A 26,067-nucleotide genomic window follows, 5' to 3' on the forward strand; every position below is an offset into this window, starting at 1 on the left:
CCCTGAGGACCGGTGGGACCGGTATCGCCCTTGGCGCCAGCGGGGCCGACGGCGCCAGTTGCGCCGGTGTCACCCTTGGCTCCCTGGGGACCGGTATCGCCCTTGGCGCCAGCGGGGCCGACGGCGCCAGGTTGCGCCGGTGTCACCCTTGGCTCCCTGGGGACCGGTATCGCCCTTGGCGCCAGCGGGGCCGACGGCGCCGGTTGCGCCGGTGTCGCCCTTGGCTCCCTGGGGACCGGTGGGACCGGTATCGCCCTTGGCGCCAGCGGGGCCGACGGCGCCAGTTGCGCCGGTGTCGCCCTTGGCTCCCTGGGGACCGGCGGGACCGGTATCGCCCTTGGCGCCAGCGGGGCCGACGGCGCCAGTTGCGCCGGTGTCACCCTTGGCTCCCTGGGGACCGGTGGGACCGGTATCGCCCTTGGCGCCAGCGGGGCCGACGGCGCCGGTTGCGCCGGTGTCGCCCTTGGCTCCCTGAGGACCGGCGGGACCGGTATCGCCCTTCTCGCCTTTCGCTCCGGTGGCCCCTGCGGCGCCGGTGTCGCCCTTGTCCCCCTTCGGACCGGCGGGACCCGCAGGACCGGCTGGTCCCTGGATGACTTTCAGTTCGGGCGCGGTGCGCGGGTCGATCAGGACCAGTTGACCGTTGCGGACGATCACGATCTTGCCTTCGTCAGCAGGGGTCAGGGTCATGCCGGGCGGCGTGGGGATGACTTCCTGCGCGTGGGCGGCGGCGGACAGGCCCAGCAGGGCGGTGATGATCAGTGCCGTTCGTTTCATGGTGCGCTCCTGTACGTGCAGAGAGAGGAGAGGCTTACTGGTTGAGGGCGACATACACGATTGGGCTTTGTAACGTGCCGGAGTACGCGCTGGTGAGACCGTCGAGTTTGCCGTCCCCGTTGAAATCCCCTAGGGCCTTGTCCTGTGGAACTGTGTAGTAACCGCCGTAGAAGTTCGTGTTGACTGGCGTGCGGTCGAAGGTGCCGTTCCCAAAACCCCGAGTCAACTGGTTGTTGTTGATCAGGTCCAGGTGCCCGTCACCATTCAGGTCGGCCAGGGCGTAACCACTGGCATCCAGTTGCGTCACGGTGAAGCCCAGCCGCCCGTTCCCGAGCAGCAGCGTGGTGCTGTTGCGGGCGTACAGGTCGAGGTGCCCGTCCTCGTTGACATCCGCCGGGACCAGATCGGAGGAGTACACATTTGCTGGCCCAGTGGCAGCTGCCTCTGCGGCGAACGTTCCGTCGCCGTTGCCGGACATGACGTACAGCCGGTCTGAAGACGCCGCGAAGTCCAGGCGACCATCGTGGTTCAGGTCGGCCAGTAGAGGTGCTGAGTTACTGGCGTAGTAGTACAGCGGGTTGATCAGATTGGGCAGGGCATCGATGGCAGGAGCGAACGTGCCGTCCCCGTTCCCCAGGCGTGTACGTAGACTGTAGTTGGCGTAACTGGCGTCGCGTATCCAGGCAACCAGATCGGGTTTCCCGTCGCCGTTCACGTCCTTCAGGGTGTACCCGCTGAGGTCCGTCACACCTGCTTCAATCTCCAGGCTGGTCATGGGGTTGAACTTGCCCAGGCCCTTGTTAATCAGGATGCCCAGCGTGCTGTCGTTGCGGCGGACGGTCAGGTCCAGTCGCCCATCGCCGTTCAGATCGGCGGCCGCCAGGTCGGTCGGGGCCTGGCCTGTTCCGGCGGTGTACGCGGTGCGGGCTTGCAGGGTACCGTCGCCATTCCCAAGGAACACGCTGACGGTGTTGGCGCTGCTGTCGGTGCTGATCGCGTCCAGTTTGCCGTCCTCGTTCACGTCGGCGGCCAGCAGGTCGCGTATGTCCTGTCCGGCGGCCCGTTCGGTCTGCGCAGTGAAGGTCGCAGTGGCGGGCGCGGTCGCAGCGCGGAACGAGAACACGAACGGCGTGCCCGGCGCGGCGCTGCCGCCGGCGGTCAGGGTGTTGTGCAGCGTCACCTCGACCTGTTCGCCCGCGTGGTACCCGCCAGTCCGGGCGGGAATCAGCAGGCGGTCGCCGGTGGCGTCAGGCGTGCTGGCCGCCGGGGCGCTCTGGCTGGGGCGCACGCTGACGCTGGTCGCCTGCGCGCTGGCGGAGTCCAGGGTCACGCCGCAGAAACGGGCGGTCAGGGTGTCATTCAGGCCCACCGCGTGCCCGTTCGCGCCCGGTACCGCCAGGGGTGGCGCGGTGAACACCGTGCCGGTGGGCGCGGCGGCGCTGCCTGCGCTGCGCACGCTGCACAGGGGGTCGCCCGGCACGGGGCTGAAGGGCTGCACCTGCAACGTGGCGTTCAGGCTGGCGGCCAGTTGCCGCACCTTCAGGCTGTTGCCGCTGCGCAGTCCCTCGGGTGTCTGCGTGACGCGGCGGGTACTGTCGCGCACGGGCACCGCCGTGAACGCAAAGCCGTACGGGTCGTCCTGCGGGGTGGCCTGCAGCGGCAGGCGCATGCCGACGATCATGCGGTTCGCTTCCGTGCCGGTCGCCAGCGTGCGGCCCCCCTGCGGATTCAGGACCGTGAACCCGTACGGGAGGAGGCCCACGAAACCGGGCGGCGTGAAGGTCAGTTCGTCTTCCGGCAGGAACTGCACGCTGTCGTCACTGCCGGGAATGGTGCTCAGGCGCATGGTGGCCGTGTTCAGGGCGCTGGCCTGCGCGGGCCGAACGCTCAGGGCCAGGGCGTCCAGTTCGGCGGCGGTGTACGCGGCCCCGCCGGGCGCCCGCACGAAGGTGCTGATGGCCGTGTCGTGCGTGGCGGCGGGCAGCGTGCCGGGTGTCCGCACGCCCAGGAACGACACGTTCTCCAGCGCACTGGGACTGGTGACCGACACGACCGCGTAGATGTACCGGTAGCCCTCGGTGCGCGGGCGGCCCGCTGCGGGCAGGACGTCCATGGTGCCGCGCGAGACCACCCGCACGGGCGTCACGTTACCCTGCTCGCTGGTCAGGGCCTGAGCACCCAGCGGGGGCTCGATGCTGGCCGCGAAGTCCGGGGTGCCCAGCCCGCTGAAGCGCAGCGTGAACGCCGCCCCGGCGGGCGTCACGGGACCGCCGGGGGTGCTGGCGGTGGGAGGTGGGGGCGTACTGGTGCGGGATGGCTGAGCACACGCGCCGAGCAGCAGCGCCGTGGTCAGCAGGAACGGAAGGGGTCGTTTCATGCGTGGTCCTTTGCCCTGGTGAGGGCCGGTCACTGCGGGTAGAGGCTGGTGTAGGTATCGTCACCGAGCGTGACGAGGTACAGCTGGGTGTTGTAGGACAAGCCCTGCACCAGTCGGTTCGGGGCGTACGACAGTGGCGTGGGAGCCTGCGCGGTGAAACCGCCTGCGCCGCCCAGCAGCACGCTCAGGGAACTGCTGCCGTAGTCGGCGGTCAGCACGTCCAGCCACCCGTCCCCGTTCGCGTCCCCGACCAGCAGGTCACGCGGGTCGATGCCCACACCCAGGGTGGTGGGCGCGGCGAAGGTGCCGTCCCCGTTCCCCAGCGCCACGTGCACCCCGGTGCTGCTCAGGGCCGCCACGTCCTCGCGCCCGTCATTGTTGAAGTCCCCGCTCGCCACGCGGATCGGGGCCGTGACCGGAATATCGGCGGCCGCGCTGAAGGTGCCGTTCCCGGCGCCCAGGCGCACGTTCACGGCGTTCCCGCCGGTCGCGGCGACCAGCAGATCCATGCGCCCGTCGCCATTCACGTCCGCCGTGACCGCTTCGGACGGCTGCGCACCCACGCTGACCGCAGGCTGCGCGCTGAACGTGCCGCCACTGTTCAGCAGCACCGACACGGTGTTCGCCGTGCGGTTGGCGGTGATCAGGTCCAGCTGCCCGTCGCCGTTCAGGTCAGCCCGGTCGATGCTTTCCGGCCCGGCCCCCACCGCGACACTCGTGGCGGGTTGCAGCGTGCCGTCCCCGTTGCCCAGCAGAATCGAGACATCCCCGCTGCCCGCGTTGCTGGTGAAGGCGTCCAGCCGCCCGTCGCCGTTCAGGTCGCCAGTCCCCACGTCACTGGGAGCCGTGCCGACGGTATAGACGGTCCCGGATTCCAGCCACAGTTTGTTCGCGGTGCGACTGGTGATCAGCTTATGATTGCCTCCATACCCCATACCGCTCAGGTCTGCCAGGGTGATCGCGGACAGGTTGGTCAGCTGTTCGTATTGATTGCCGGTGTATTCGTAAATCTGTGCACCACCCCCGACGCTGTAAGTGCCGCTGGCGGGTGCGGTCTGCACGCGGGTGCGGTACACGAACGGCAGGCCCGGCGCGGGCTGCCCCCCGGCGGTCACACCGGCGGTTAGGGTGACGTCCACCGTCTGGCCGGAGGTATATCCCCCATTTTGATTTCCGTTGCTGTCCGTCCAGACCGGCACGGTCACGCGGTTGCCCGCTGCGGTCGGCGTGCCGCGCGACGGGGCGTTCTGCGACCAGTGGTTCACGACCGTTACGCCAGTCACCGACGTGTCGTCCAGCAGGTTCGTGCGGCACAGTGCCAGCGACAGCGGCGAGGACTGACCCAGGCGCGGGCCGTCCGGCGCGAATGCGGCCGGGCCGTTCAGCATCAGACCCGTGGGGTTCGCGGCCGTGCCGCCCAGGCGCACGCCGCACACCGGTTGCACATTCACGTTCAAATAACCGTACGGATCGAAGTAGGTCCGCCGCGCCGTGCCGGGAAGAACCCGCACCTGCTGTTGCTGCCCCTGTGGGAACAGTTGCGACAGCATCCGGTCGAACGCCGCGCGGTTCCCCGGCAGCTGCGCTTCCAGGGATTCGGTCGCGCTCGTGACGGTGTCCTGCGCGAACGTGAACCAGCCGCTCAGGCTGTACAGGTCATCCTTCGCCTGCGCCTGCAGCGGCACGCGGAAGCCCAGCGTGACCGTCCCCACGCCCGGATTTGTTCCGTCGAACCCCGGAATGGTGCGGCTGCTGCGGTTGTGCGCCACGAACCCGTATGGCAGGTTCTCGCCGTCAAAACCGTTCGCGATGCCCAGCAGCGACACCTCGGACTCGTCGAACAGTTGCAGGGTGTCCTCCTCGCCGGGTAGCAGGGACGGTTGCAGCGTCAGGGGGTCCTGCGTGACCGGACTGGCCGGGTGGATACTCAGCGCCAGCGTCTGCGCCTCGGCCGCCGAGTACGCGGGCAGTCCGGGGTAGCGTTGCAGGTCCGTGAACGCCGATTGCGCGGTGTTCGTATCCAGGCCCGCCGGGATCACCGTCAGGTTCGGCACGGCGTTGTACGCGCCATTCTTGACGGTCAGCGTCACGAACACGTACCGCGCGCCCGCCGTGCGCGCCTGCCCCGGCGGGACCAGGTCGGTCGTGGCGCGCACCAGCACGTCCCCGATCTCCACCTGATCCAGGCCGTTCAGTGCCTGCCCGTTCAGGCCGGGCCGCGAAACCTGCGCGGTGGGCGTCCCCGACCCGAGACCCATGATCGTCACCCGGAAGGGCCGCGACTGCCTGGCGGGCGCTGGAGTGGGCGTGGGTGTCGGGGCTGGTCCGGGCGGCGGTGTCGTGTGTGGCGCGCCCGGCCCACCACAGGCGGTGAGCAGCGCCGCGCTCAGCAGCAGCAATCGAAGTCTCGGCATGAACACTCCTTGTGGGAACCGCGGCGCGTCAGGACAACACGGCACCTCCCGACCCGCACGAGACGGGACGGTTCAGGCCACGCGTTCAGACGCGGGGATTCCCGGACGGGACCGAACGGCAGGCGTTCAGTCGCGCGGGGACGGGCCGGGCGGGCGCCGCGTTCAGGCAGCGTCGCTCCCGGTAGTCAGGACGCAGGTCAGCCGGACTGGGGTGGCGCTCGGTCCATGGTTTCCCTCCATGCCCCACGGACCGCCCGGACCGGAACCTCCGGTCCCCGGCGCGGCCTCTCCCCTGGGGTGAGGTCAGCGTGCCAGTCGAGCAGTGACCGCACCGTGACCGGCAAAAAAGTCCCGCGCGTCTCCGGGTGGGAAAGCCGTCTCGGACGGCATTGAATTGATCCATCGCCATTTGGGGTCGTCCGGCAGACCCCTCATTCCGTCGCTTCGCTCCACTGCACTGCAGCTCCACGATTCCCACAGGGGCAGAGGCGACAAGGGAACGCGACACCGTCGGCAGCGAGTCGCTCTCATTCCGTTTCGGACGGCATTGACGTCAACGGGGTCGGCCCGGCGTGGTCAGCTCGTGACCTGCCGCTCCAGTTCCGCTAGCGTGCCGCTGACGTGCGTCAGGGGGTTGCCGCTGCGGTGCACCCAGGCGACCGTGCCGTCCGGGTCGATCAGGACGGTCACGCGGGACGCCATGTTCAGCAGGCCGCCCAGCGTGCCCATCACGCCGTACTGGCGGCACAGGCTGCGGTCCCCGTCCGGGATGAGGGGGTAGCTCAGGCGGCACGAGTCCCGGAACGCCGCCTGCCGCGCCTCGGTGTCGGTGCTCACGCCGATCACCTGCGCGCCCAGCCGCTCGAACTCCGGCAGGGCCGCCTCGAAGCGCTGCGCCTCGATGCTGCACCCGGCGCTGCCCGCGCGCGGGTAGAAGTACAGGACCACCCAGCGGCCCCGCAGCGCGCCGAGGCTGACGGTGCGGCCGTCGTCGCTGCGGCGCGTGAAGTCGGGGGCGGGTTGACCGGGCGTGACGCTCATGCGCCCGATTGTACGGGCCGCCCGTACAATGCGCCCGTGCCTGATCCCACCGAGTTCCTGCTGCGGCCCCTGCGCGAGTACGCGGGGGCGGTGGTGGTCGTGGGCGTGTCCGGCGGGGCGGACAGCGTGGCGCTGCTGCTGGCCCTGCGGCAGGCGGGCGCGCGGCCGGTGGCGGCGCACCTGGACCACGCCCTGCGGCCCGACTCCGCGCAGGACGCCGCGTGGGTGCAGGCGCTCGCCGCGCGGCTGGACGTGCCGTTCGCGGGCGCGCGGGTGGACGTGGGCGCGGTCGCTGCCAAGCGTGGCTGGAACACCGAGGACGCCGCCCGCCGCCTGCGCTACGACTTCCTGGCCCGCACCGCGAAGGCGCACGGCGCGCCGGTCATCCTGACCGCCCACACCCGCCGCGATCAGGCGGAGACGGTCCTGACGGCCCTGCTGCGCGGCGAGGCGGTGCTGCACGGCATTCCTGCCGCGCGCGGGCGGGTGCGGCGGCCCTGGCTGGACGTGCCCCGCGCCGACCTGGAAGTGTTCCTGCGCGGGCAGGGGCAGGAGTGGCGCGAGGACCCCACCAACGACGACCCCGCGTACACCCGCGCGTGGCTGCGCCGCGACGTGATGCCCATCCTGACCGCCCGCTACCCCGCGCTGGAGGCCACCCTGGCCCGCGTGGCGCGGCATCAGGCGCAGGACGACGACGCCCTGAGCGCCGAGGCCACGCAGATCACCGCGCACGCCCCGCTGCGCGCCGTGCCGCCCGCCGTGCTGCGCCGCTGGCTGCGCGCCCGGCTGCACGACGCGGGCCTGGACGCGCACGCCACGCACCTCGACACCCTGCAAGGCGCCCTGACGTCGGGAGGTACCACGCACCTCGACCTGCCCGGCACGCACCCCGTCACCGTCACCGGGGGGAGGCTGCACCTGACCCCGCAGACGTACCCGGACCCCGACTTCCCCCTCCCGGACGGCTGGACGCGCCGCACCCGGCAGCCCGGCGACCGCATCCACCTGCCCGGCGGCACCCGCAAACTCAGCGACGTGCTGACCGACCGGCACGTGCCGCGCGCCGACCGGGACCGCGTGCCGCTCCTGACCAGTGACGCGGGGGTGCAGTGGATCGGCCTCCAGCCGACCATCTGGGCCAGCGGGGCGCGCGAACACGCCGCCCAGCCCCCCGACCCCCTGCACGCCGCGATGGGCGAGGCGCTGGCGCAGGCCCGGCAGGCCGCAGGCGCCCAGGAAGTCCCGGTCGGCGCGGTCGTCCTCGGCCCGGACGGCACCGTCATCGGGCGGGGGCGCAACACCAGCCGCGAGCACGGCGACATGACCCGCCACGCCGAACTGACCGCTCTGCGCGAGGCCGCCCGCACCCTCGGCACGCCCTACCTGACCGCCTGCACGCTGGTCGTCACCCTGGAACCCTGCCCCATGTGCCTCGGCGCGGCCCTCGAAGCTCGCATCGGACACATCGTCTACGGCGCCGCCAACCCCAAAGCCGGAGCGCTGGGTGGCGTCACCGACCTTCTCGCCGCGCACTGGGGCCACGCGCCCACGGTCACGCCCGGCCTCCGCGCCCGTGAGGCTGCCCGCCTCCTGAAAGACGTGTTCAGCCAGCTGCGCGCCCAGCGGTCCTAGCGGTTCAGCGCCGCCAGAGACGCCTGAAGCGCCCGGAACTGCTCGGGGCTCAGGCCCAGCTGCGCCACGGCAGTGTCCGTGGGGCCGGTGTGCAGTCCGGGAATCTCGAATCGCATACGCCACCGTACCCGCGCCACTCCGGGCGCCGCATCCGCCGACTGACCGACCCTGCCGCCTGGACGGATGATCAGCTGCTGCACCCGCCGCCGCAGCTGGACCCGCAGCTCGACCCGCCACTGCTGCCCCCGTCCGAGCAGCTGCTGTCGCTGCCGGGCGCGCAGTCGCCGCCCGAGGTGCCGCCCATCCAGGTCACGCCCGTGTCCCCGTCCGCGCGGCGACGCAGGGCGGTGGGGGAGAGCTCCGGCGGGGTGAGGGTCACGATCAGCAGCGCGATCAGGCCCGCGCCCAGGGCCAGCAGCAGCGCCACGTGACTCCAGGCGAAGGTCAGGCCCGTGACGACCGCCACGCCCAGCGCCAGCCACAGGCCCGAGCGGCGTGCGCTGCCCTGCACGTGCCCCTGACGGTTCGGCGCGCGGCGCGGGTCCGGCCAGATGTCCGCCGGGGGCCGCTCCCCGAACGTGCGGGCGTAGGCGTCCAGCGTCGCCTCGTACTGCGCGCGGAAGCGGGCCGGGTCGCCCGGCTGGCCGCTGCCGGGCTCGTGGTGCAGCGGCGCGGGCAGCAGCGGCGTCAGGCGCTCCCAGTAGTCGCGGGTGAACAGCAGGTGCAGGTGCCAGACCTCGTCCACGACCGCGGACGGCGTGACCGGCGCGCCCAGCGTGGACAGCAGCAGGAACCGGCGATACTCCTGCGCGGCACGCTGCGCGTAGGCGGGCGTCCAGCGCTGCTCACGGCTCACGCGGGCCAGCAGGCCGTCCGGCAGGGCGTACGCGCGCAGCTCGTCCCACAGCGGGGGCAGCAGGGGCAGGGTGGGGAGGTCCGGGGTGACATTCAGCTGACCGCTCATTCGTTCGTGGCTCATGGCCCACTCCCTGACGGGACACGGCTTGCCGGTCGGCCTGGACGGCCTCCACGCTGGTGATCCCGTCACGATCAGCGTGCGCGCCCCGTGTCAGGCGCCCGTCAGCCCACCCGCGCCGACCCGTCCGCCATGACCTGCGCGTACGCCTCACGCACCGCCGCCACCAGCTGATCCCCGCTCAGGACGCCGCGCAGGTCGAGCATGCTGACAATCTCATGCGGGTCCAGCAGCGGATTCGCGCACGCCCGCAGCAGCGCGTAATGCACCACGCTCGTCCCCGGCCGCGCCCCGCCCGCCGGAGTCCACGCCTCGCGCAGGCGCGGCAGCAGCAGCGACGCGAAGCGCACCACCTCCGCCTCATGCCGCCGCAACTCCTTCTGGAGCGCCCCCACCGAATGCACCCCCACGTAATGCAGCAGGCTCGCCAGCCGCTGCGGCCGCTCCGGGTCCGGCCAGTCCGTCAGGAGCAGCACGTTCAGCGCCGCCGCCACCTGCTGATCCAGATCCCGCACCGGCGCCACCCCCAGCAGGTGCTTCATGCTCGGCGCGTCCACGAACACCGCGTCCGGCGCGTCCACCACCCGCGCAGGCAGCGTCGCCGCGTACTCCTGCGACAGGCGGTGCAGGGTCATGAACTCCTCGTCCGCCATCTCCAGCAGCCCCGCCAGCCGGTAGAAGCGGCGCTGCACCTCCCGCGGGATCGCCTCGCGGTTCTTGTAGCCCAGGTCATGCTCGATCTCCGCCCACGCGTGCTGCAGGATCGACCGGATCTGCACCTCGAACTTCAGGCCCGCGAACCCCGACAGGTCCGGCGAGTCCGGCCCCACCTGCACCACGTAATGCACGCCCATGTACCCGAACCGGTCCGGGTCGTGCATCTTGCTCTTGTCGATCGAGTTCTCCCAGTCGATCACGTGATGCTCCTCCAGCAGGCGCGACACCACGCTCACATCCGACTCGAAGTACGTGATCACGCGCACCGCCACCAGATCCGTCACGTCCGCCAGCGACCCGTACCGGCCCGGCTTGCGCCGCAGCTTGTCCTCCAGACTCGCGCGTTTCTTCACGCGGCCCGTCACGTGATGGATGTTCAGGCCCGCCCCGGCGATCAAGCGCGTGACGTGCGCCACCGCCGCGTCCCGCAGTCCCTCGAAGGTCTCGCACCCGTCCTCGTACGCCTGGAGTAGCTGACCGTTCATGTGCCCCCAGCTTAAACCCGCGCCTGCCCCGTCCGGCGCGCAGGTCCACACCCGCGCCCCCGGCGCCGCGTGCTATCCCCAGACATGCGCCCCGCCCTGCCCGCCCTGCTCCTGGGCACCGCCCTGCTGACCCTCGGCGCGGCCCCCGCCGCCACCCCCAGTCCGGTCCCCGGCATCCTCGTCGCGTACCCACCCGAAGGCCACCGGGTCGCGTTCGACCACGTCATCCTGGAGGGCATGGTCCCGCCCGGCGCGACCCTCACGGTCAGCGGCACGCCCGTTCCCACCGGACCCGACGGCCTGTACATCAGCTGGTTCCCGCTGAAGCCCGGCGTGAACGACCTGCGCCTGATCGCCCGCACCCCCGCCCGCCCCGGCCAGAGCGCCCGCAGCACCACCCGCATCCTGCGCGTCACCCGCACCGTCCCCCGCACGCTGCCCGCCACGCCCACCACCATCACCCGCGCCAGCATCACGCCCGCGCAGCCCACCGAACTGTGGGACCCCGCCGGGGACACCCCTCAGGACCGGCAGATTCCCGTGCGCTTCCAGGGCAGCCCCGGCGGCCGCGCCAGCGCCCGAATCACCGGACTGCCCGCCCAACCCCTGCGCGAAGGGCCCGCCGGAACGTACAGCGGCACCCTCGACCTGCCCCCCACCGCCCGCCTGAGCAGCGCCGCCCTCACCGTCACTCTGACCGGCCGCGACGGGCGCACCACCAGCGCCCCCGCCCCCGGCCCCGTCACCAGCACCCCCGGCACCGCCCGCACCGTCACCACCCCACCCGGCACCATCCCCGGCCCCGGCCTGAACGCCAGCAGCACCCGCCTCACCACCACCCAGGGCGCCCCGCTGCTCTACCCCCGCGACGGCACCACCTACCGCGCCGTCGGCCGCGTCGGCCCCGACCTGCGCGTCCGCCTCGCCCCCGGAATCAGCGCTCTGATCACCGCCGCGCAGACCACCCCGGTGGGCTTCACGCCCCCACCCGCCCCAGGCGGCGGCCCCCTCACCCTCAGCAGCACCCCCGACCACCTCCAGCTGCACCTCCCCCTCGGCACCGCACGGCCACCCTTCACCCTGGTGCAGACCGGCGACCGCACCCTGCGGCTCACCCTGTACTCCACCCCTGGCCAGCCCCTCACCGCGCCCGAGGAAAACGATCCCCGTCTCGACCGGCTCACCATCACCACCCCCACCCCCGGCGTCACCCAACTCGACCGCACCCTCACCCACCCCATCTGGGGCTTCCACGCCGACCACGACGACCAGGGCCTCCTCCTCACCGCCCGCCAGCCCCCCACCCCCGACCCCACCCAGCCCCTGCTGGGCCGCGTCATCACCCTCGACCCCGGCCACGGCGGCACCCAGAACGGCGGCGCGGGCAGCCTCGGCACGCCCGAGAAGAACCTCAACCTCCCCATCGCCCTCATGACCGCCCAGCTGCTCCAGGCGCAGGGCGCCACCGTCAACCTCACCCGCGACACCGACACCACCCTCGGCCTCTACGAACGCGGCCTGATCGCCGAACAAACCAGCAGCGACCTCCTCATCAGCATCCACGCCAACGCCCTCCCAGACGGCCGCGACCCCCGCGGCACCCGCGGACCCGAGATCTACTACACCCACCAACAAGCAAAAGCCGCCGCGCAGGCCATCCTCACCGCCCTCCGCGCCCAACTCCCCGACCTAGGCCCCGGCACCGGACTCAAACCCGACGCCGACCTCGCCCTCACGCGCCCCACCACCCAACCCAGCCTCCTCATCGAAACCGGATACCTCACCGACCCCGGCAACCTCCGCCTCCTCAACAGCCCAGACGGACAACGGCGCGTCGCGCAGGCCATCGCCGACGGCATCAGCGCGTACTACGCGGGGCTGGCGGGACGGTAGGGATTCGGGGGTGGGGTTGGAAGGTGGGCGCCTAGCGGCGGGCCTCCCCACCCCCAGCCCCCTACCCCAGAGGGGCAGGGGGAGTTTTCGCTGCGCTCGGCAAGAGTTTCTTTCGGCGTGGCGGAGGTGTGTCGGGCCGTGACGGGTCCGGCTTCGACGCCATCCTGCCGCCCCCCTCGTAGGCCCGCGCGCTGCGCGCACGACGGCCGGTGGTGATCTGCGGTCAGGTGATCAGTGGGACGCTTCGCGCCGCTGATCGACTTTCAAAACCGCCGCTATCGCAAAAGCGAAAAAAAGTAGAACCTTCCGGGTCACGGCAAGGCGTGGGGCCACCCCATCGTCGTGGCAGCCGAGCCCGTCGTGCGCGCAGCGCGCGGGGCGCCCGCCGCGAAACCGGAGGAATGCAGACCCATCAGTGGCCGAACCCGCCACATACTCGCCGACCACCTCAGAGAAATACCTTGCCGAGCGCAGCGAAAACTCCCCCTGCCCCTCTGGGGTAGGGGGCTGGGGGGTGGGAAGCCCGCCGCAGGCGCAGCCACTCCAACTCAGTAGGCCAGCCCGCCGCCAGGCGCAACCCTTCCAACGTATGTCCGGCGGGTAGAGCCGCCCGAATCCCTTACCGCCCGACAACCTCCCGCCCGTACACGGCGATCAGCGCGTGCGCGAGTGGGGTGATGGCGTGGTCGGGGATGCCGGCGATGTTGATGCGGCCTTCGCGGGTGCCGTAGATGGCGTGGTGTTCGCGGAGGGTGTCCATCTGGTGGGGGTGAGGGGGAGGAGGCTGAACATGCCCTGGTGGTGTTCGATGCTCAGGAGGTCGTGGGGGGCGCCTGCGGCGCGCAGGGCGTGTCCGAGGGCTTCGCGGACGGTGCGGATGCGGTCGCGCATGGTGCCCAGTTCCTGGTGCCAGGGGTGGGGGTTGTTCAGGAGGGTGGTGGCGATGGCGGCGCCGTGTTCGGGGGGCATGGAGTAGGTGCGGCGGGCGATGCCTTCGAGGACGCTGAGGACGGCAGGTTTTTCGTTGGGGTGGGGGACGAGGACGGTGGCGGTGCCGGTGCGTTCGCAGTAGAGGCCCATGTTCTTGGAGCAGCTGGCGGTGATGAGGACGGTGCCGAGGTGCCTGGTCATGATGCGCAGGCCCTGGGCGTCCTCGGTGAGGCCTTTGCCGAGGCCCTGGTAGGCCATGTCGATCAGGGGGATGAGGCCGCGCTCCTGGCAGTAGCTGGCGAGGGCGTGCCAGCTTTCCTGGCTGAGGTCGATGCCGGTGGGGTTGTGGCAGCAGCCCTGCACGAGGAGGATGTCGCCGGGCTGGGCGGCGTCGAGCGCGCCGAGCATGGGGGTGAGGTCTGTCGTGCCGGTGCCGTCGTCCTGCCAGGGGTACTCGGCGGTGAGGAGTCCGGCGGCGCGCATGAGGGGGTGGTGGTTGGCGTAGCCGGGGTTGGACGTCCAGACGGTCGCTTCGGGGTTCGCGCTGGCGATCAGGTCGGCGAGGGTGCGCAGCGCGCCGGTGCCGCCGACGGTCTGCACGGTGACGGCGCGGTCCTGGGTGGGGGTGTGGTCGCCGAGGAGGAGGCGGGTCATGGCGGCGTTGAAGTCGGCGTTGCCGCTCAGGGGCCGGTAGACCTTGCTGGGGGCCGCGTCGGCGAGGGCCTGTTCGGCGTGCTGGACGGCGTTCAGGACGGGGGTGTGGCCGTGGGCGTCGCGGTAGATGCCGATGCCGAGGTTGAGTTTGTGGGGGCGGGGGTCGTCGCGGTGGGCGTTCTGCAGGGCCCAGAGGGGGTCGAGGGGGAGGGGGCGCAGGTCACTGAACATGGGCAGCTCCTTTGGTTCGGGTGGGCATGAGGTTGAAGACGAGGACGCCGGTGGTGACGATGGCGACGCCGATGGCGGACGCGACGCTGGGCCGCTCGCCGAGCAGCGGCAGGGCGAGGAGGGTGGCGAGGACGGGCGCGAGCGCGCCGACGGTGGCGCAGCGCAGCGTGCCGAGGTGTTTCAGGGCGTACGGGTAGGTGAGGGACGCGACGACGCCGACGCCGAGGCCCTGCACGGCGATGAACGGCAGCAGGTCCTGCACGGGCACCTGCGTGAGGTGGCTGGGCAGCGTGCCAGTCAGCAGCAGGGGCGCGAGGATGAGCAGGGAGGGGTACGTGACGAGCATGGCGACGCCCAGCGGGTCGAGTCTGGCGCGGCGCATCCCGAGGGTGTACCCGCCCCACAGCAGGCTGGCGCTCAGCAGCAGCGCGATCCCGGTCAGGGGAGAGACGCCGACTGTGCCCAGCCCGACGACCAGCAGGACGATGCCGAGGAGGATCAGGCCCAGGCCCGGCCACTGCGCGGCGGTCACGCGGTCGCGGAACAGCGCGGCGCCGACGAGCACGACGGACAGCGGGGTGGTCCCCGCGACGAGGGCGCTGACGTGCGCGGCGGAGGTGCTGGCCCCCCCGGCGGCGGTGATCAGGAAGAACGGCAGGCCCGCCCCGGCGGTGATCATCAGGGCCGCGTGCGGTGGGACGCGCCGCAGTGCGGGCAGGCGCGAGGGCAGCAGCGGCAGCAGCAGCGCGGCGGGAATCAGGAAGCGGATCAACGCCACGTCCCCTGGCGTCAGCGGCGAGTGCCCGATGGCGCGGATGGTCAGCGCGAACGCCGCCCAGATCAGCACCGTGACGGCCAGCGCCGCCCAGCCGAGCAGCGCACCAGCAGGCAGGCCGCGCCCGGCGTCCTGCGGGAACGTGGGGTTGAGTTGACTCACGCCTTCATGGTCCGGCAGCAGGCGCGTATCACCCTGGAATGGTCAGAAGCTGCCAAAACCTGCCCCCACGGGCAGCACCAGAGGCAGAATCTGCCACAATTCACCCATGGACGACCGCGACCGCCGCATCCTCGCCGCGCTGCAGGCGAACGGACGCATCAGCAACCAGGACCTCGCGGATCAGGTGCACCTCTCGCCGTCCCCGTGCCTGCGGCGCGTGCGGCAGCTGGAGGACTCCGGCGTCATCCAGGGCTACACCGCCCTCGTGGACGAGGAGGCGTACGGGCTGACCGTCACCGCGTTCGTCCGTGTGCGGCTCCAGCTGCACACGACCGCCAGCATCCGCGCGTTCGAGGACGCCATTGCCCGCATGGACGCCGTGCTGGACTGCTACGTCATGACCGGCGAGGCCGACTACCTCCTGCGGGTGCTCGTGGCGGACCTGAAGGCCTACGAGGCGTTCGTGCGCCGGGAACTGCACGCCGTGCCGGGTATCGCTTCCATCGACACCAGTTTCGCGTATGGCCGTGTGAAACGCGCGACGGTGTATCCGCAGCTGGGGTGACAGGGGAGTAGGGAGTGGGCAGTGGGGAGTGGGTCGGGGCTTTCGGGCGGAGGCGTCGCGCACACGAACACCGCCCACTCACGGCTGACCTCTTCACCATTCCCTACAACCCACAACCCAGTCCCCACACCCCTGCTACCGTCGGGCCATGAGTGTTCGTCCGGTGACGGTGGTGACGGGTGCGGCGGGTGGGATCGGGGCGGCGCTGGCCCGGGAATTGGCGGCGGGGCATGACCTGATCCTGTCGGGCCGGAACGTGGGGGCGCTGGAGGCGCTGTGCGCGGAGGTGGGGGGGACGCCGCTGGTGCTGGACCTGACCCGCCCGGAGTCGTTCGGGGCGGCGCTGGCGGGGCTGGGGCGCGTGTCGAACGTGGTGCACAACGCGGGGGTGGTCGAACTGGGCGCGGTGGTGGATCAGGGGCATGCGGTGTGGTCGCACACGCTGGCGGTGAACGTGGTCGCCCCGGCGGAACTGACGCGTCTGCTGTTGCCGCGCGTGCGCGCCGAGCGGGGGTCGGTCGTGTTCGTGAACAGCGGGGCGGGCCTGCGCGCGAATGCGGGCTGGGGCAGCTACGCGGCGAGCAAGTTCGCCCTGAAGGCCCTGGCGGACGCGCTGCGTGAGGAGGAGGCCGCGCATGGCGTGCGGGTCACGAGCGTGTATCCGGGCCGCACGGCGACGCCCATGCAGCAGAAGGTACGGTCGCAGGAGGGCGCGCCGTACACCCCGGAGGCGTTCGTGCGGCCGGAGTCGGTCGCAAAGCTGATCGCGTTCGCGCTGAATGCGCCCCGGGACGCGCTGCTGCCGGACCTGAGCGTCCGCCCCGGCCCGCAGTGAGCGGCCCTGACCTGCCTGCCCCGCGTGCGGGCGAGGTCGTGCCGGGCCTGTGGGACGTGCTGATCGTGGGGGCGGGCCCGGCGGGCCTGAGTGCGGCGTTGACGCTGGGCCGCTCGCGGCGGCGGGTGCTGCTGCTGGACGGCGGGCCGCCCCGCAACGCAAGTGTGTCAGCCGGGCACGGCCTCCTGACCCGCGACGGGATCAGCCCCGAGGAGCTGAAGGCGGCGGCCCTGGCGGATCTTGAACCGTACGACGTGACGGTCCGGGCGGACGGCGCGCGTGAGGTCCGCCGGGTGGGCGAGTGCTTCGACGTGCGCGTCGGGGACGCGTGGCAGCGGACGCGTGTGCTGGTGTTCGCGACGGGCGTGCGAGACATCCTGCCGCCGGTGCCGGGCCTGCGGGAACGCTGGGGGCAGGGCGTGTTCCACTGCCCGTACTGCGACGGCTGGGAGCACGAGGGCCGCGCCCTGGCCGTGTACGGGTCGGGGCAGTCGGCGCATCACCTCGCCCTGACGGTCCGGGCGTGGTCGCCCCGCGTGACGCTGCTGTGCGACGGGGACCCGTGCCTGACGCCCGAGCAGTCGCTCGATCTGGAGCGGGTGGGCGTGGCGGTCCGCACGCAGTCGGTGCGCCGCGTGAGTGGCGGCCCTCTGGAGGACGCCCCGGTGTGCGTGACGTTCGTGGGTGCCCCGCCCCTGAGCGTGGACGCGGTGTTCATCGCGCCCGAGCAGCAGGGCGGCAGTCACCTGCCCGCCGCGCTGGGCTGCGCGCTGGACGGGAAGGGCCGCGTGACCGTGGACGGCAACCAGGAAACCAGCCTGCCGGGCGTGTTCGCGATCGGGGACATGACGGGCGCGCCGCAGTACGTGGTGCAGGCGGCCGCGGCGGGCATGCACGCGGCGCAGGTGATCAACACGCGCCTGATCCACGCGGCGGTGCACTCCATGGGCGCGGCGTTCCACAAGAGCCCGGAGAACGAGGGGGCCCGCGATCCCGACAGCCGCGACGAGTAAGATACTCATGTGAGTATTAAGGCGATCCTGTTCGATCTGGACGGCACCCTGCACGACCGCGCCGTCACGCTGCGCACGTGGCTGGCCAGGCACGTCCGACAGTTCGGCCTCCCGGACGGGTACGCCGAGCGCTTCCTGGAACTGGAGGACCACGGCTACCGCCCGAAGGCGGAGGTGATCCCGCAGCTCGTGCAGGAGTTCGCGCTGCCGCACGACCCGCGCACCCTGCTGGACACCTACGCCGGACACGTGCAGCACGCCGTGCCGATGGCGCACGCGCACGCCGTCCTGCGCGAACTGCGCGCCCGGGGCGTGCGGGTGGGGGTCGTCACGAACGGCTGGGAGAACCTCCAGCGCACCTGCGTGGACGTGTGCGGCCTGACGGGGCTGATCGACGACCTCGTGATCAGCAAGGTCGTGGGGCTCAGCAAACCCGACCCCGCGATCTACCAGCTGGCGCTGGACCGCCTGGGTGTCCGCGCGGATCAGGCGTGGTTCGTGGGCGACTCGCCCCGCAACGACATCGCCGGACCGCAGGCGGTGGGCCTGCGCGCCGCGTGGCTGCCCACCACCCACCCCCCTGCGCGGCGAGGAGCCGGACGCCACGCTCGATGACCTGCGCGGCGTCCTCAGCCTGCCCGGGCTATCGGTGATTGAAAGCGGGCGCGTAGCCAGCCCGCCACCTCCGCCAGCGGGAGGGTGAACGTCTCGCCGCTGCGGCGGTCCTTCAGTTCGACCTCGCCCCGTTCCAGGGTGCGGCCCAGCGTCACGCGGTACGGGACGCCCACTAGGTCCGCGTCCGCGAATTTCGCCCCGGCGCGTTCGTCGCGGTCGTCCAGCAGCGGGGCCAGCCCGGCGGCGCGCAGCGCGGCGTACAGGGTCCGCGCGGCTGCCTGCTGCGCCTCATGGCGGATGTCCACCACGATCAGGTGCGCGTGGAACGGCGCAAGGGCGTCCGGCCACACCAGCCCCCGCTCGTCGGACAAATGCTCCGCGACGGCCTGCGCCAGCCGCGACACGCCGATCCCGTAGCAGCCCATCTGGAACGGGCGTTCGCTGCCGTCTGCCGCGGTGAACGTCGCGTTCATCGCTACCGAGTAGCGCGTGCCGAGCTGGAACACGTGCCCCACCTCGATCCCCCGCGCCGACTGGAGGATCTGCGTAGCATCGTGCAGCGCCGCCTCGCCCGCGCGGGCCTGCCGGACGTCCACCTCTTCCGGCAGCGCGTACGGCGCGCCCCAGTTCGCGCCCGTGACGTGCCAGTCGGTCTCGTTCGCGCCGGTCGTGAAGTCCCGCAGCGCCGCGCCCGCCGGGTCGCACAGCCGCAGGAACGATCCCTGCACGTCCTCCCGCGCCGCAATCGCGCGGTCCGGCAGGTCCGGCGCGATGTACCCCAGCGGCAGCGACCCCGCCGCCCAGGCGTCCGGCTGCGCGACCTCCAACCCCACCAGTTCCCCGTCCACGCGGGCCTGCACGGCGTTCCACAGTTTCACCGGGTTCACGCTGTGATCCCCGCGCAGACTGACCAGCACCGGCCGCAGCACCCGCCGCCCCGCCCGCAGGAACACCGCGTCGTACAGGACGTTCTTCAGCATGTGCGCCGCGTCGCACCCCAGCGCCGCGCACGCGTCCGCTACCGTCGCCGTGCCCGGCGTGTGCCGCCGCGCAAAACCCACGAACGGACTCGGGGCCGCCACCGACGCCCGCGACGCCGCCCGCTCGGCGTTCGCCGCGTACTGCCCGTCCGGGGTGAACAGCACCTCGTCCTCGCCCACGTCACTCAGGACCATGAACTCCCGACTCTCGGCCCCGCCGATGTTCCCGCTGTCCGCCTGCACCGCCCGCCACGCCACGCCCAGCCGCGACAGCACCCGCCCGTACACCCCGCTCATCGCCTCGAAATGCGCCTCCAGGCTCGCCGGGTCCGCGTGGAACGAGTACGCGTCCTTCATCACGAACTCCCGCGTGCGCAGCAACCCGAACCTCGGGCGCAGCTCGTCCCGGAACTTCCGCCCGAACTGATACACGCTGACCGGCAGATCCCGGTAACTGCGCACCAGACCGCCCACCACGTCCAGCGCGACCTCCTCATGCGTCGGCCCCAGCGCGTGCGCCCGCCCCGCGCGGTCCGTCACCGTGAACATGATCCCCTCCGCCTGCGTATACGCCTCCCAGCGCCCCGACGCCTCCCACAGCGCCCGCGGCTGCAACACCGGGAAGCTCACCTCCTGCGACACGCCCTCCAGCTCCTCACGGATCAGGGCCTCCAACCGCCCCATCACGCGGGTCATCAGCGGCAGGTGCGCGTACAGGCCACTCCCCACCCGCCGCACGTACCCCGCCCGCAGCAGAAACTGAACCCCGCGCGTCTCCGCGCCCTCCGGCGTCTCCCGCCACGTGCGGAACAGACTCTCACTCAATTTCATGGCAAACACCCCTCAGGGAAGACCACCCGCAGGCCGGTCTCTCAGACAGTCGCGATGTGACGAAGCATCCAGCTCAACGCTGGACAGCACCAACCAGACATGGCAGCGTCACACCCCGGAGGGTGGCGGGAGCACGGGCAGGCCCGCACCGATCCGGATGGTGGGGGAGATCTGCTCGCTCATGCCGCCCAGACTAGACGCGACGCCAGGGGCGGTCAAGCGAATGTGCAGCGCAGGCAGTGGTGAGTGGAAAGGAACAGGGCAGCCAGAAGCGTCCGCTCCGGCTGCCCCGCTCGACTGGGCTGGGCGAGTGGTGGGGGAGGGCCGCGCCCCACTCCCCACTGCCCACTCCCTACTTCCCGTTCACGCCCGCTGTTTCGCTTTCAGCGCGCCTTTCTGCTGGAGGTACTCGGCGATCTGCACGGCGTTCAGCGCCGCGCCTTTCAGGAGCTGGTCGCCCGCGACGAACAGGTCGATGCCGCCGTCGAACACCAGGGACTCGCGGATGCGGCCCACCTCGACGTCGTACTTGCCGCTGGCGGTCAGGGGCATCGGGTACAGCTTGCCTTCGGGGTTGTCGCGCACCTCGACCCCGGCGGCCCCGGCCAGCAGGTCGCGGACGGCGTCGGGGGTGGCGGGGCGTTCGAGTTCCAGGGTGATGGCCTCGCTGTGGGTGCGGAGGGTGGGGATGCGGACGGCGGTGCAGCTGATCTTCAGGCTGTCGTCCCCGATGATCTTGCGGGTTTCCCACGCGACCTTCATTTCCTCCTTGGTGTACCCGTTGTCCTGGAAGGAGTCGATGTGCGGGATGACGTTGAACGGGATGGGGTGCGCGAACACGCTCGCCTGCGCCTGTTCGCCGTTCAGTTCGGCGCGGGTCTGCTCGAGCAGTTCCTCCATGCCCTTGGCGCCCGCGCCGCTGGTCGCCTGGTAGGTGCTGACGATCATGCGTTTCACGCCGTACGCGCGGTGAATGGGCGCAACGGCGACCACGGCGATGGCGGTCGTGCAGTTCGGGTTTGCGATGATGCCCTTGTGGGCCAGCGCGGCGTCGCCGTTCACCTCGGGCACGACCAGCGGGACGTCGGCGTCGTAGCGGAAGGCGCTGCTGTTGTCGATCACGACCGCGCCACCCTCCACCCACTTCGGGGCCAGGGCCTTGCTGATGCTGCCGCCCGCCGACGCCAGGATCACGTCCGCGTCGATGGCGCCTTCCGGCGTGACCTGCACCGTCAGTGGCTGGCCCTTGAAGGTCAGCTGCGTGCCCGCGCTGCGCGGGCTGGCATAGAGGAGCAGTTCGTCGAACTGCAGCGTGCTGCTTTCCAGCACCTTGAGAAGTTCGTGGCCCACCGCTCCGGTCGCTCCGACAATCGCTACGCGCATGCTCGTCTCCTTGAATGAAAAAACCGCCCGGCGTATCTCGCGGGGCGGCTGTCACAGAGCACCGCCCTCACGGGGTAATGGTGGTCATGACGGTCATGCGCCCCAGCGTAGGGGCTGCCGGCATGGGGGTCAAGGCTGCCTGCCTAGCGTGAAGGGACCGTGGAGCTGGCCCCGACTCGCGCTGGGGTTCAGGGCGCATGGCCGAGCGACGCTGCGGCATTGGGGAAATGCGGGTCAGAGGTTCACGGGCCACCCGTCCACGCCCTGGTGGATGCAGGGCCCGGCGGTGGGGACGGTCAGGGTGATGGTCGTCATGGAGGTGAACGTGTTCATGTAGACCACCCCGTCCCGCTGGACGGTCAGCGTCCCGAACGTCCGGGGGTCGAGGCTCTGGGTGGCGAGCCAGTCCGTCAGGTCGCGGACCTGCGGGCCGCTCAGGTTCAGGCAGGTGCGTCCGGCGCGGCCCAGGAACTCCTGCATCAGGTTCAGTTGCGTGCCGCTGAGGGCGTGCCTGGGCACGATGATCTTCAGGTCGCGGATGGGTTGTTTCGGCGCGGCACTCGTGGTGAACGAGAAGAAGAAATCCGGTTCGGTCAGGCTCCGCACGATGAATCCGTCGCGTCCGGTCTTCCAGATCGCGGTGCCGGTCACGGCCACCTGCGCCAGCGTGGTCGGCGCGGCGCTGACCGGGGTGGGAGCGGTCTGGGCCTGAGCGGCAGGCAGGGTCAGCAGGGCGGCCAGAAGCAGGGAGCGGGTCATGCCTCACGGTACGCGGGCGGACGGGTAGGAGTTGCCGCAGGTGCGTTACTTGCGGCGGCGCAGGAAGCTCAGCCACCCGGCGCGTTCGGGTTGCCGGGCGGGGGCGAAGTCCTCCATCCTGATTTCCGCTTCGGGGTGTGGCGCGGCTTCCCAGCCGTACTCGGTGGCGATCAGGCCGCCCAGGCGTCCGGCGGCGTACAGGGCGTGGGTGCGTTCCTGTTCCTCGGTGACGGCGCGGGGGTCGGCCAGTGCCTGGAGCATGGCCTGCAGGCTCTCGTCGTCGCAGGTCCAGTGACCCTGTGTGAAGGTGGCTTCCTTGCCGTACACGCGAATCCTGGCCGTCATGCGTTCCTCGGGGTGCCCGCCCGCGCGGGCTGAAGGGTGGGGTGGGTTGTGGGACGCGGTCAGCATAGCGTACAGGGCACGCAAATGCAGAGGCAGGTGCGGCGTGACGGCTGCACCTGCCCCTTTCTCGGGTGCGGATCAGGTTTTCTGGCCGAAGCGGCGTTCGTTCCCGGCGGTCAGGCGGTTCACGTTGTCGCGGTGCTGCCAGATCAGCAGCGCGGCCAGGGCGGTCACGACGAGGCCCAGCCAGCCGGGGCCGACCAGGAACGCCGTGAAGGCGGCCGCGACCGCGGCCAGGATGCTCCCGGCGGACACGAAGCGCGTGAGCCACACGGTCGTCATGAAGATCACGAAGAACGCGAGGCCAGCGACCGGGAGCAGCGCGGCGACCGCGCCGAAGGTCGTGGCGACGCCCTTGCCGCCCCGGAAGCGCAGGAACGGACTGAAGTTGTGCCCGATGACGGCGGCGACGCCGCACGCGGCCATGACGGGCAGGCCCAGGTCCAGCTGGTACGCGGCCAGGACGGCCAGGACGCCTTTGAGAATGTCGAAGAGGGCGACCGCCAGGCCGGGGCCGTTGCCCAGGGAGCGCTGCACGTTGGTGGCGCCGCTGTTGCCGCTGCCGACCGTGCGGATGTCCACGCCACGGGTGCGGGCCACCCACGCGGCGGCGGGGATCGCCCCGAGCAGGTAGGAGAAGAGAACCGTCAGCACGGCAGAAAGGGTCACCGTTGCATGATAGGCCAGTCGTCTTACACCGGGTTTACTTCGGGGGGCGTTCAGGGCGTGGCTTGCACTTCCCCCCGGAAGCCGCTACTCTGCTGTGCGCTGGAACGGTGTCCGAGTGGTTGAAGGAGCACGCCTGGAAAGCGTGTATAGGTGCAAGCTTATCGAGGGTTCGAATCCCTCCCGTTCCGCCAGATGCGTCGGGACTCCTGAATCGGGAGTCCCGACGTTCCTTTGATGCTGGGGTGGCGGGCTTTACCACAACAGGCGGGCGTGTGCTGCCGCAGAGTTGTTGGACCGAGTCGATTTTTGGACCGGGAGGACTTTTTTTTGTCCGGGCAGGGGGGTACGGTGTGCGTCGCACCAACAACTCATCCCCAGCCGGAAACCGGTTTCCGGCGATCTTTCTCTGCCCGGAGGCCCATCATGATCCGTCGTCCTGCCATCCTGCCGTTCCTGCTGCCCGCCCTGCTCGCCGCCTGCGGCAGCCCCACCACCCCCACCAGCACCCCCACCGCCCAGCCGGGCCTGCCCGAGGACTTCAGCGCCGCCCTCGTCGCCGAGGCTGCCAAGGGGGGCACCTCCGGTACCCTGCGCGCCCAGGCCGCCACCTGCCCCACCCAGCTGGCCCTCCCGTACGGCCAGAGCGGCCTGGACACCGGCCTGTACTGGTACAGCAAGGGCGAAACCGGTTCCCTGGGTGGCGTCGGCTGCAAGGCCCGCAGCGACGGCGCCGCCATGACCGGCTACTACGACCCCGCCAAGCCGGTGCTGGTGTTCGTGCACGGCTGGCAGAACGGCAGTACCGTCGCCGGCGTGCGCGACAACTTCTACTTCAGCGAGGCCAGCCGCAACGTCGCCGACGCCTGGATCGACGCCGGGTGGAACGTCGCCCTGTACCAGTGGACCCAGCTGGCCGACGACGAGGGCACGGGCGGCGCCCCGTACCACTCGCAGGCGAAGATCTGGACGCCCACCTACACCTATAAGGACACCCTGGGCCGCACCCAGAGCATCAACATGCGCTACCGCACCCCCAGCGGCACGTACGCCACGACCGGCATGCCCACCGTTAGCGCCGGGCAGCTGTTCTACACGGCGTACAAGAGCGCTCTGAGCCAGTGGACGTACGCCGGGACCGAAGGCGTGCGCGTCATGGGGCACTCGCTGGGCTCGCAGATGGCCCTCGCCATGACCGAGAAGGCCTACGCCGACACGGCCCTGACCGCCGCCAAACGGCCCAAACGTGTTGTCCTGGCCGACCCGTACTGGACGCCCGCCAGCGCCGGGTACGGGCACAGCTACGCGTTCCTGAGCCCCGACGTGAACCCCGCCGCGCGCAGCGCCCGCATCGCGCAGACCCTCAAGGGGCAGGGCGTGGCGGTCGAGTGGATCAAGTCCAGCCGCGTGAACGACCTGGGCGGCGACAACAACACCGGCATGGCGAAGTTCATCAGCCGCACCGAGGTGTTCCCCGAGTACGTGTTCGACCTGAACCCGGCCAGCGGCGTGGCCCGCAAGCACGGCGTCGCGCCCCGCTGGTACCTGTGGAGCAAATCCTTCGCCGCCAAGACGGCCGTCAGCGCCGCGAACACCCTGAGCGGGGCGACCACCGTCATGAACAGCGGCGTGCGCTACGACCAGAACGCCGGGCGCAGCACCACCACCCCCGGTGACGACACCTTCGTCAGCGCCGCGAACCCCTGATCGCCGGAAGGGGAGGGGGCACCGGGGAAGCAACTCCCGGTGCCCCCTCTGCCCTGCGTCACGCCGGGCTGGGTCGGGCGCGCCACGCGCTGATCAGCGGCAGGGCCGCCAGGACCGCGCAGGTGATCGCCAGCGCCGGGAAGCCCGCCCGCGCGATCACCGCGCCGCCCAGCAGGGTGCCCAGCCCCGCGGCGACGTACCCCAGCGCGTCGGTGACGCCCTGCGCGGCGGGGAAGCGCGTCAGGGCCTTGCTGCCCGCCACGAACGCCAGGTTCCAGCCCAGGCCCAGCAGGAACATGCTGACCGCCAGCCACGCCTGACCGCCGTTCAGGGCGCTCAGCGCCGCCGCCGACAGCAGCAGCGCGCCGCTCACGTACCCGAAGCGCAGACCCAGCCGGTCGATCAGCGGGCCGGTCAGCCAGCCGAAGCCGAACATGCCCAGGATGTGCCCGCTGATCAGCGCGGCCACCTGCGCGTGATCCATCCCCATGTGGTGCGCGCGCAGCGGCGTGAGGCTCATCAGGGTGACCATCAGGCCCTGTGCGGTCGCCACGGCCAGCGCCGTGGATTTCACGCCGGGAATCCGGAACGCCTCCGCCAGGGACAGGCGCTCGCGCCTCACCACGCTCGGGCCGCTCAGGGGCTGCCAGGACAGGATCAACAGTGCCGCCACGCCCAGCAGCGCGCCGCCCACCAGCCAGCCCGTGACCTCCGGCGTGGCGCCCAGCGCCGCCCCCAGCCGCTCGATGGGGTGCGAGAACCCGGTCATCACGAACGACCCCAGCACGCTCATGAGCATCAGCGCGCCCAATGCCGTCCCGCGCCGCGCTTCGGGGACGCTCTCGGCGGCGGCGTAACGGGCCTGCTGGTACCCGCCCTGTGCGGCACCCATCATCATGGCGCCCAGCAGGAACAGCGGCGTGACCCCCGCGCGGGCACCCAGGAAGCCCACCAGTGCCCCGACCGTTCCCAGCGCGAACGCCACGCTCAGACCCGTGCGGCGGCCCCGGCGCAGCATCAGCGCCCCGAACAGCCCCGCCGACGTGGCCGCCGCCGCCTGGATCAGCGTGCTGGGCAGCCCGGCCAGCGCCTCGCTGCCCAGGCCCGACATGATCAGGCTCGCCAGCACGGTACTGACGGTGGTGGCCCCGGTCGCGAGCGCCTGCGCGGCGTACAGCGGCGCCAGCCGCGCGGCCCCGCTCAGCGCGGCGGGGCGGGCGGCGTCACTCACGGTAGGCGGT

The 26,067-nt window shown here is 71.4% G+C and carries 21 protein-coding genes and 1 tRNA gene; 8 read left to right on the forward strand and 14 right to left on the reverse strand.

Features of this window, described 5'->3' with window-relative positions; genetic code table 11:
• Nucleotides 1-69: 69 nt before the first annotated feature.
• The 4 genes from EXW95_RS21190 to EXW95_RS14270 form a co-directional block, all read right to left on the reverse strand.
• A complete protein-coding gene (locus EXW95_RS21190; protein WP_217449202.1) occupies nucleotides 70-777 on the reverse strand; it encodes a collagen-like protein in 708 nt (235 codons plus the stop codon).
• A 34-nt stretch (nucleotides 778-811) separates the two neighbouring features.
• Entirely contained in the window at nucleotides 812-3,154 is a 2,343-nt protein-coding gene (locus EXW95_RS14260) for a VCBS repeat-containing protein (RefSeq protein ID WP_174368000.1), read from the reverse strand.
• Between the two features lie 29 nt (nucleotides 3,155-3,183).
• Nucleotides 3,184-5,568 carry a VCBS repeat-containing protein gene (locus tag EXW95_RS14265; protein WP_174368001.1) on the reverse strand — a complete coding sequence of 795 codons (2,385 nt, stop codon included), beginning with the start codon at nucleotides 5,566-5,568 and terminating at the stop codon, nucleotides 3,184-3,186.
• 576 nt (nucleotides 5,569-6,144) lie between these two features.
• Nucleotides 6,145-6,609: a peroxiredoxin gene (locus tag EXW95_RS14270; protein WP_174368002.1), complete on the reverse strand. Its 465-nt coding sequence runs from the start codon at nucleotides 6,607-6,609 to the stop codon at nucleotides 6,145-6,147.
• 36 nt (nucleotides 6,610-6,645) lie between these two features.
• On the opposite strand from EXW95_RS14270, the gene tilS reads away from it, so the two are divergent.
• Entirely contained in the window at nucleotides 6,646-8,244 is a 1,599-nt protein-coding gene (gene tilS / locus EXW95_RS14275; protein ID WP_371810077.1) for a tRNA lysidine(34) synthetase TilS, read from the forward strand.
• A 187-nt stretch (nucleotides 8,245-8,431) separates the two neighbouring features.
• Here the strand turns inward: tilS and EXW95_RS14280 are convergent, their stop codons facing one another.
• Together EXW95_RS14280 and EXW95_RS14285 are read right to left on the reverse strand one after the other, a co-directional pair.
• Complete coding sequence (locus EXW95_RS14280; protein ID WP_174368003.1) at nucleotides 8,432-9,223, reverse strand: hypothetical protein; 792 nt, start codon at nucleotides 9,221-9,223, stop codon at nucleotides 8,432-8,434.
• A 101-nt stretch (nucleotides 9,224-9,324) separates the two neighbouring features.
• The gene (locus EXW95_RS14285) at nucleotides 9,325-10,422 is read right to left on the reverse strand and encodes a GTP pyrophosphokinase family protein (RefSeq protein WP_174368004.1); all 1,098 of its coding nucleotides are present in this window, start codon (nucleotides 10,420-10,422) and stop codon (nucleotides 9,325-9,327) included.
• Between the two features lie 84 nt (nucleotides 10,423-10,506).
• Between EXW95_RS14285 and EXW95_RS14290 the strand changes: the two genes are divergently transcribed.
• Complete coding sequence (locus tag EXW95_RS14290; protein WP_174368005.1) at nucleotides 10,507-12,315, forward strand: N-acetylmuramoyl-L-alanine amidase; 1,809 nt, start codon at nucleotides 10,507-10,509, stop codon at nucleotides 12,313-12,315.
• A 654-nt stretch (nucleotides 12,316-12,969) separates the two neighbouring features.
• Here the strand turns inward: EXW95_RS14290 and EXW95_RS14295 are convergent.
• Nucleotides 12,970-14,130, reverse strand: coding sequence for an aromatic amino acid transaminase (locus EXW95_RS14295; protein WP_217449203.1), 1,161 nt, complete (start codon nucleotides 14,128-14,130; stop codon nucleotides 12,970-12,972).
• Complete coding sequence (locus tag EXW95_RS14300) at nucleotides 14,120-15,067, reverse strand: DMT family transporter (RefSeq protein ID WP_217449204.1); 948 nt, start codon at nucleotides 15,065-15,067, stop codon at nucleotides 14,120-14,122. Before EXW95_RS14300 ends, EXW95_RS14295 begins: the two co-directional genes overlap by 11 nt.
• A gap of 106 nt (nucleotides 15,068-15,173) precedes the next feature.
• Between EXW95_RS14300 and EXW95_RS14305 the strand changes: the two genes are divergently transcribed.
• The 4 genes from EXW95_RS14305 to EXW95_RS14320 all read left to right on the forward strand — a co-directional run bounded on the left by EXW95_RS14305 (nucleotide 15,174) and on the right by EXW95_RS14320 (nucleotide 18,095).
• Nucleotides 15,174-15,632, forward strand: a complete 459-nt coding sequence (locus tag EXW95_RS14305; RefSeq protein ID WP_058977725.1) for an Lrp/AsnC family transcriptional regulator — start codon at nucleotides 15,174-15,176, stop codon at nucleotides 15,630-15,632.
• Nucleotides 15,633-15,780: 148 nt separating this feature from the next.
• Complete coding sequence (locus EXW95_RS14310; protein ID WP_174368006.1) at nucleotides 15,781-16,467, forward strand: SDR family oxidoreductase; 687 nt, start codon at nucleotides 15,781-15,783, stop codon at nucleotides 16,465-16,467.
• Entirely contained in the window at nucleotides 16,464-17,480 is a 1,017-nt protein-coding gene (locus tag EXW95_RS14315) for an NAD(P)/FAD-dependent oxidoreductase (RefSeq protein WP_371810078.1), read from the forward strand. The genes EXW95_RS14310 and EXW95_RS14315 overlap by 4 nt, the downstream gene beginning before the upstream one ends.
• 9 nt (nucleotides 17,481-17,489) lie before the next feature.
• Nucleotides 17,490-18,095 (forward strand): HAD family hydrolase, encoded by a 606-nt coding sequence (locus EXW95_RS14320; protein WP_371810079.1) that lies wholly within the window; start codon nucleotides 17,490-17,492, stop codon nucleotides 18,093-18,095.
• A gap of 14 nt (nucleotides 18,096-18,109) precedes the next feature.
• Here EXW95_RS14320 and EXW95_RS14325 read toward each other — a convergent pair whose 3' ends face one another.
• The 5 genes from EXW95_RS14325 to plsY all read right to left on the reverse strand — a co-directional run bounded on the left by EXW95_RS14325 (nucleotide 18,110) and on the right by plsY (nucleotide 23,122).
• Complete coding sequence (locus EXW95_RS14325; RefSeq protein ID WP_174368007.1) at nucleotides 18,110-19,906, reverse strand: proline--tRNA ligase; 1,797 nt, start codon at nucleotides 19,904-19,906, stop codon at nucleotides 18,110-18,112.
• A 363-nt stretch (nucleotides 19,907-20,269) separates the two neighbouring features.
• Nucleotides 20,270-21,289: an aspartate-semialdehyde dehydrogenase gene (locus EXW95_RS14330; protein WP_174368008.1), complete on the reverse strand. Its 1,020-nt coding sequence runs from the start codon at nucleotides 21,287-21,289 to the stop codon at nucleotides 20,270-20,272.
• 234 nt (nucleotides 21,290-21,523) lie between these two features.
• Nucleotides 21,524-22,048 carry a hypothetical protein gene (locus EXW95_RS14335; protein WP_174368009.1) on the reverse strand — a complete coding sequence of 175 codons (525 nt, stop codon included), beginning with the start codon at nucleotides 22,046-22,048 and terminating at the stop codon, nucleotides 21,524-21,526.
• Nucleotides 22,049-22,093: 45 nt separating this feature from the next.
• On the reverse strand, nucleotides 22,094-22,393 hold the full coding sequence (locus EXW95_RS14340; protein WP_174368010.1) for a hypothetical protein: 300 nt from the start codon (nucleotides 22,391-22,393) through the stop codon (nucleotides 22,094-22,096).
• Between the two features lie 138 nt (nucleotides 22,394-22,531).
• Nucleotides 22,532-23,122 carry a glycerol-3-phosphate 1-O-acyltransferase PlsY gene (gene plsY / locus EXW95_RS14345; protein WP_174368011.1) on the reverse strand — a complete coding sequence of 197 codons (591 nt, stop codon included), beginning with the start codon at nucleotides 23,120-23,122 and terminating at the stop codon, nucleotides 22,532-22,534.
• 101 nt (nucleotides 23,123-23,223) lie between these two features.
• Here plsY and EXW95_RS14350 point away from each other — a divergent pair.
• Both EXW95_RS14350 and EXW95_RS14355 read left to right on the forward strand, forming a co-directional pair.
• Nucleotides 23,224-23,313 (forward strand) — tRNA-Ser (locus EXW95_RS14350).
• Nucleotides 23,314-23,545: 232 nt separating this feature from the next.
• Nucleotides 23,546-24,826, forward strand: a complete 1,281-nt coding sequence (locus tag EXW95_RS14355) for a hypothetical protein (RefSeq protein ID WP_174368012.1) — start codon at nucleotides 23,546-23,548, stop codon at nucleotides 24,824-24,826.
• 58 nt (nucleotides 24,827-24,884) lie between these two features.
• Here the strand turns inward: EXW95_RS14355 and EXW95_RS14360 are convergent, their stop codons facing one another.
• Entirely contained in the window at nucleotides 24,885-26,057 is a 1,173-nt protein-coding gene (locus EXW95_RS14360) for an MFS transporter (RefSeq protein ID WP_174368013.1), read from the reverse strand.
• Nucleotides 26,058-26,067: the final 10 nt, after the last annotated feature.

Source organism: Deinococcus sp. JMULE3, assembly GCF_013337115.1.
Taxonomy (GTDB): domain Bacteria; phylum Deinococcota; class Deinococci; order Deinococcales; family Deinococcaceae; genus Deinococcus.

Excerpts from the sequence above, each read along its gene's own strand:
- EXW95_RS21190 (WP_217449202.1), bottom strand. The coding sequence starts at position 777 with ATGAAACGAACGGCACTGATCATCACCGCCCTGCTGGGCCTGTCCGCC.
- EXW95_RS14260 (WP_174368000.1), bottom strand. The coding sequence starts at position 3,154 with ATGAAACGACCCCTTCCGTTCCTGCTGACCACGGCGCTGCTGCTCGGC.
- EXW95_RS14265 (WP_174368001.1), bottom strand. The coding sequence starts at position 5,568 with ATGCCGAGACTTCGATTGCTGCTGCTGAGCGCGGCGCTGCTCACCGCC.
- EXW95_RS14270 (WP_174368002.1), bottom strand. The coding sequence starts at position 6,609 with ATGAGCGTCACGCCCGGTCAACCCGCCCCCGACTTCACGCGCCGCAGC.
- EXW95_RS14280 (WP_174368003.1), bottom strand. The coding sequence starts at position 9,223 with ATGAGCCACGAACGAATGAGCGGTCAGCTGAATGTCACCCCGGACCTC.
- EXW95_RS14285 (WP_174368004.1), bottom strand. The coding sequence starts at position 10,422 with ATGAACGGTCAGCTACTCCAGGCGTACGAGGACGGGTGCGAGACCTTC.
- EXW95_RS14290 (WP_174368005.1), top strand. The coding sequence starts at position 10,507 with ATGCGCCCCGCCCTGCCCGCCCTGCTCCTGGGCACCGCCCTGCTGACC.
- EXW95_RS14295 (WP_217449203.1), bottom strand. The coding sequence starts at position 14,130 with ATGTTCAGTGACCTGCGCCCCCTCCCCCTCGACCCCCTCTGGGCCCTG.
- EXW95_RS14305 (WP_058977725.1), top strand. The coding sequence starts at position 15,174 with ATGGACGACCGCGACCGCCGCATCCTCGCCGCGCTGCAGGCGAACGGA.
- EXW95_RS14310 (WP_174368006.1), top strand. The coding sequence starts at position 15,781 with ATGAGTGTTCGTCCGGTGACGGTGGTGACGGGTGCGGCGGGTGGGATC.
- EXW95_RS14325 (WP_174368007.1), bottom strand. The coding sequence starts at position 19,906 with ATGAAATTGAGTGAGAGTCTGTTCCGCACGTGGCGGGAGACGCCGGAG.
- EXW95_RS14330 (WP_174368008.1), bottom strand. The coding sequence starts at position 21,289 with ATGCGCGTAGCGATTGTCGGAGCGACCGGAGCGGTGGGCCACGAACTT.
- EXW95_RS14335 (WP_174368009.1), bottom strand. The coding sequence starts at position 22,048 with ATGACCCGCTCCCTGCTTCTGGCCGCCCTGCTGACCCTGCCTGCCGCT.
- EXW95_RS14340 (WP_174368010.1), bottom strand. The coding sequence starts at position 22,393 with ATGACGGCCAGGATTCGCGTGTACGGCAAGGAAGCCACCTTCACACAG.
- EXW95_RS14355 (WP_174368012.1), top strand. The coding sequence starts at position 23,546 with ATGATCCGTCGTCCTGCCATCCTGCCGTTCCTGCTGCCCGCCCTGCTC.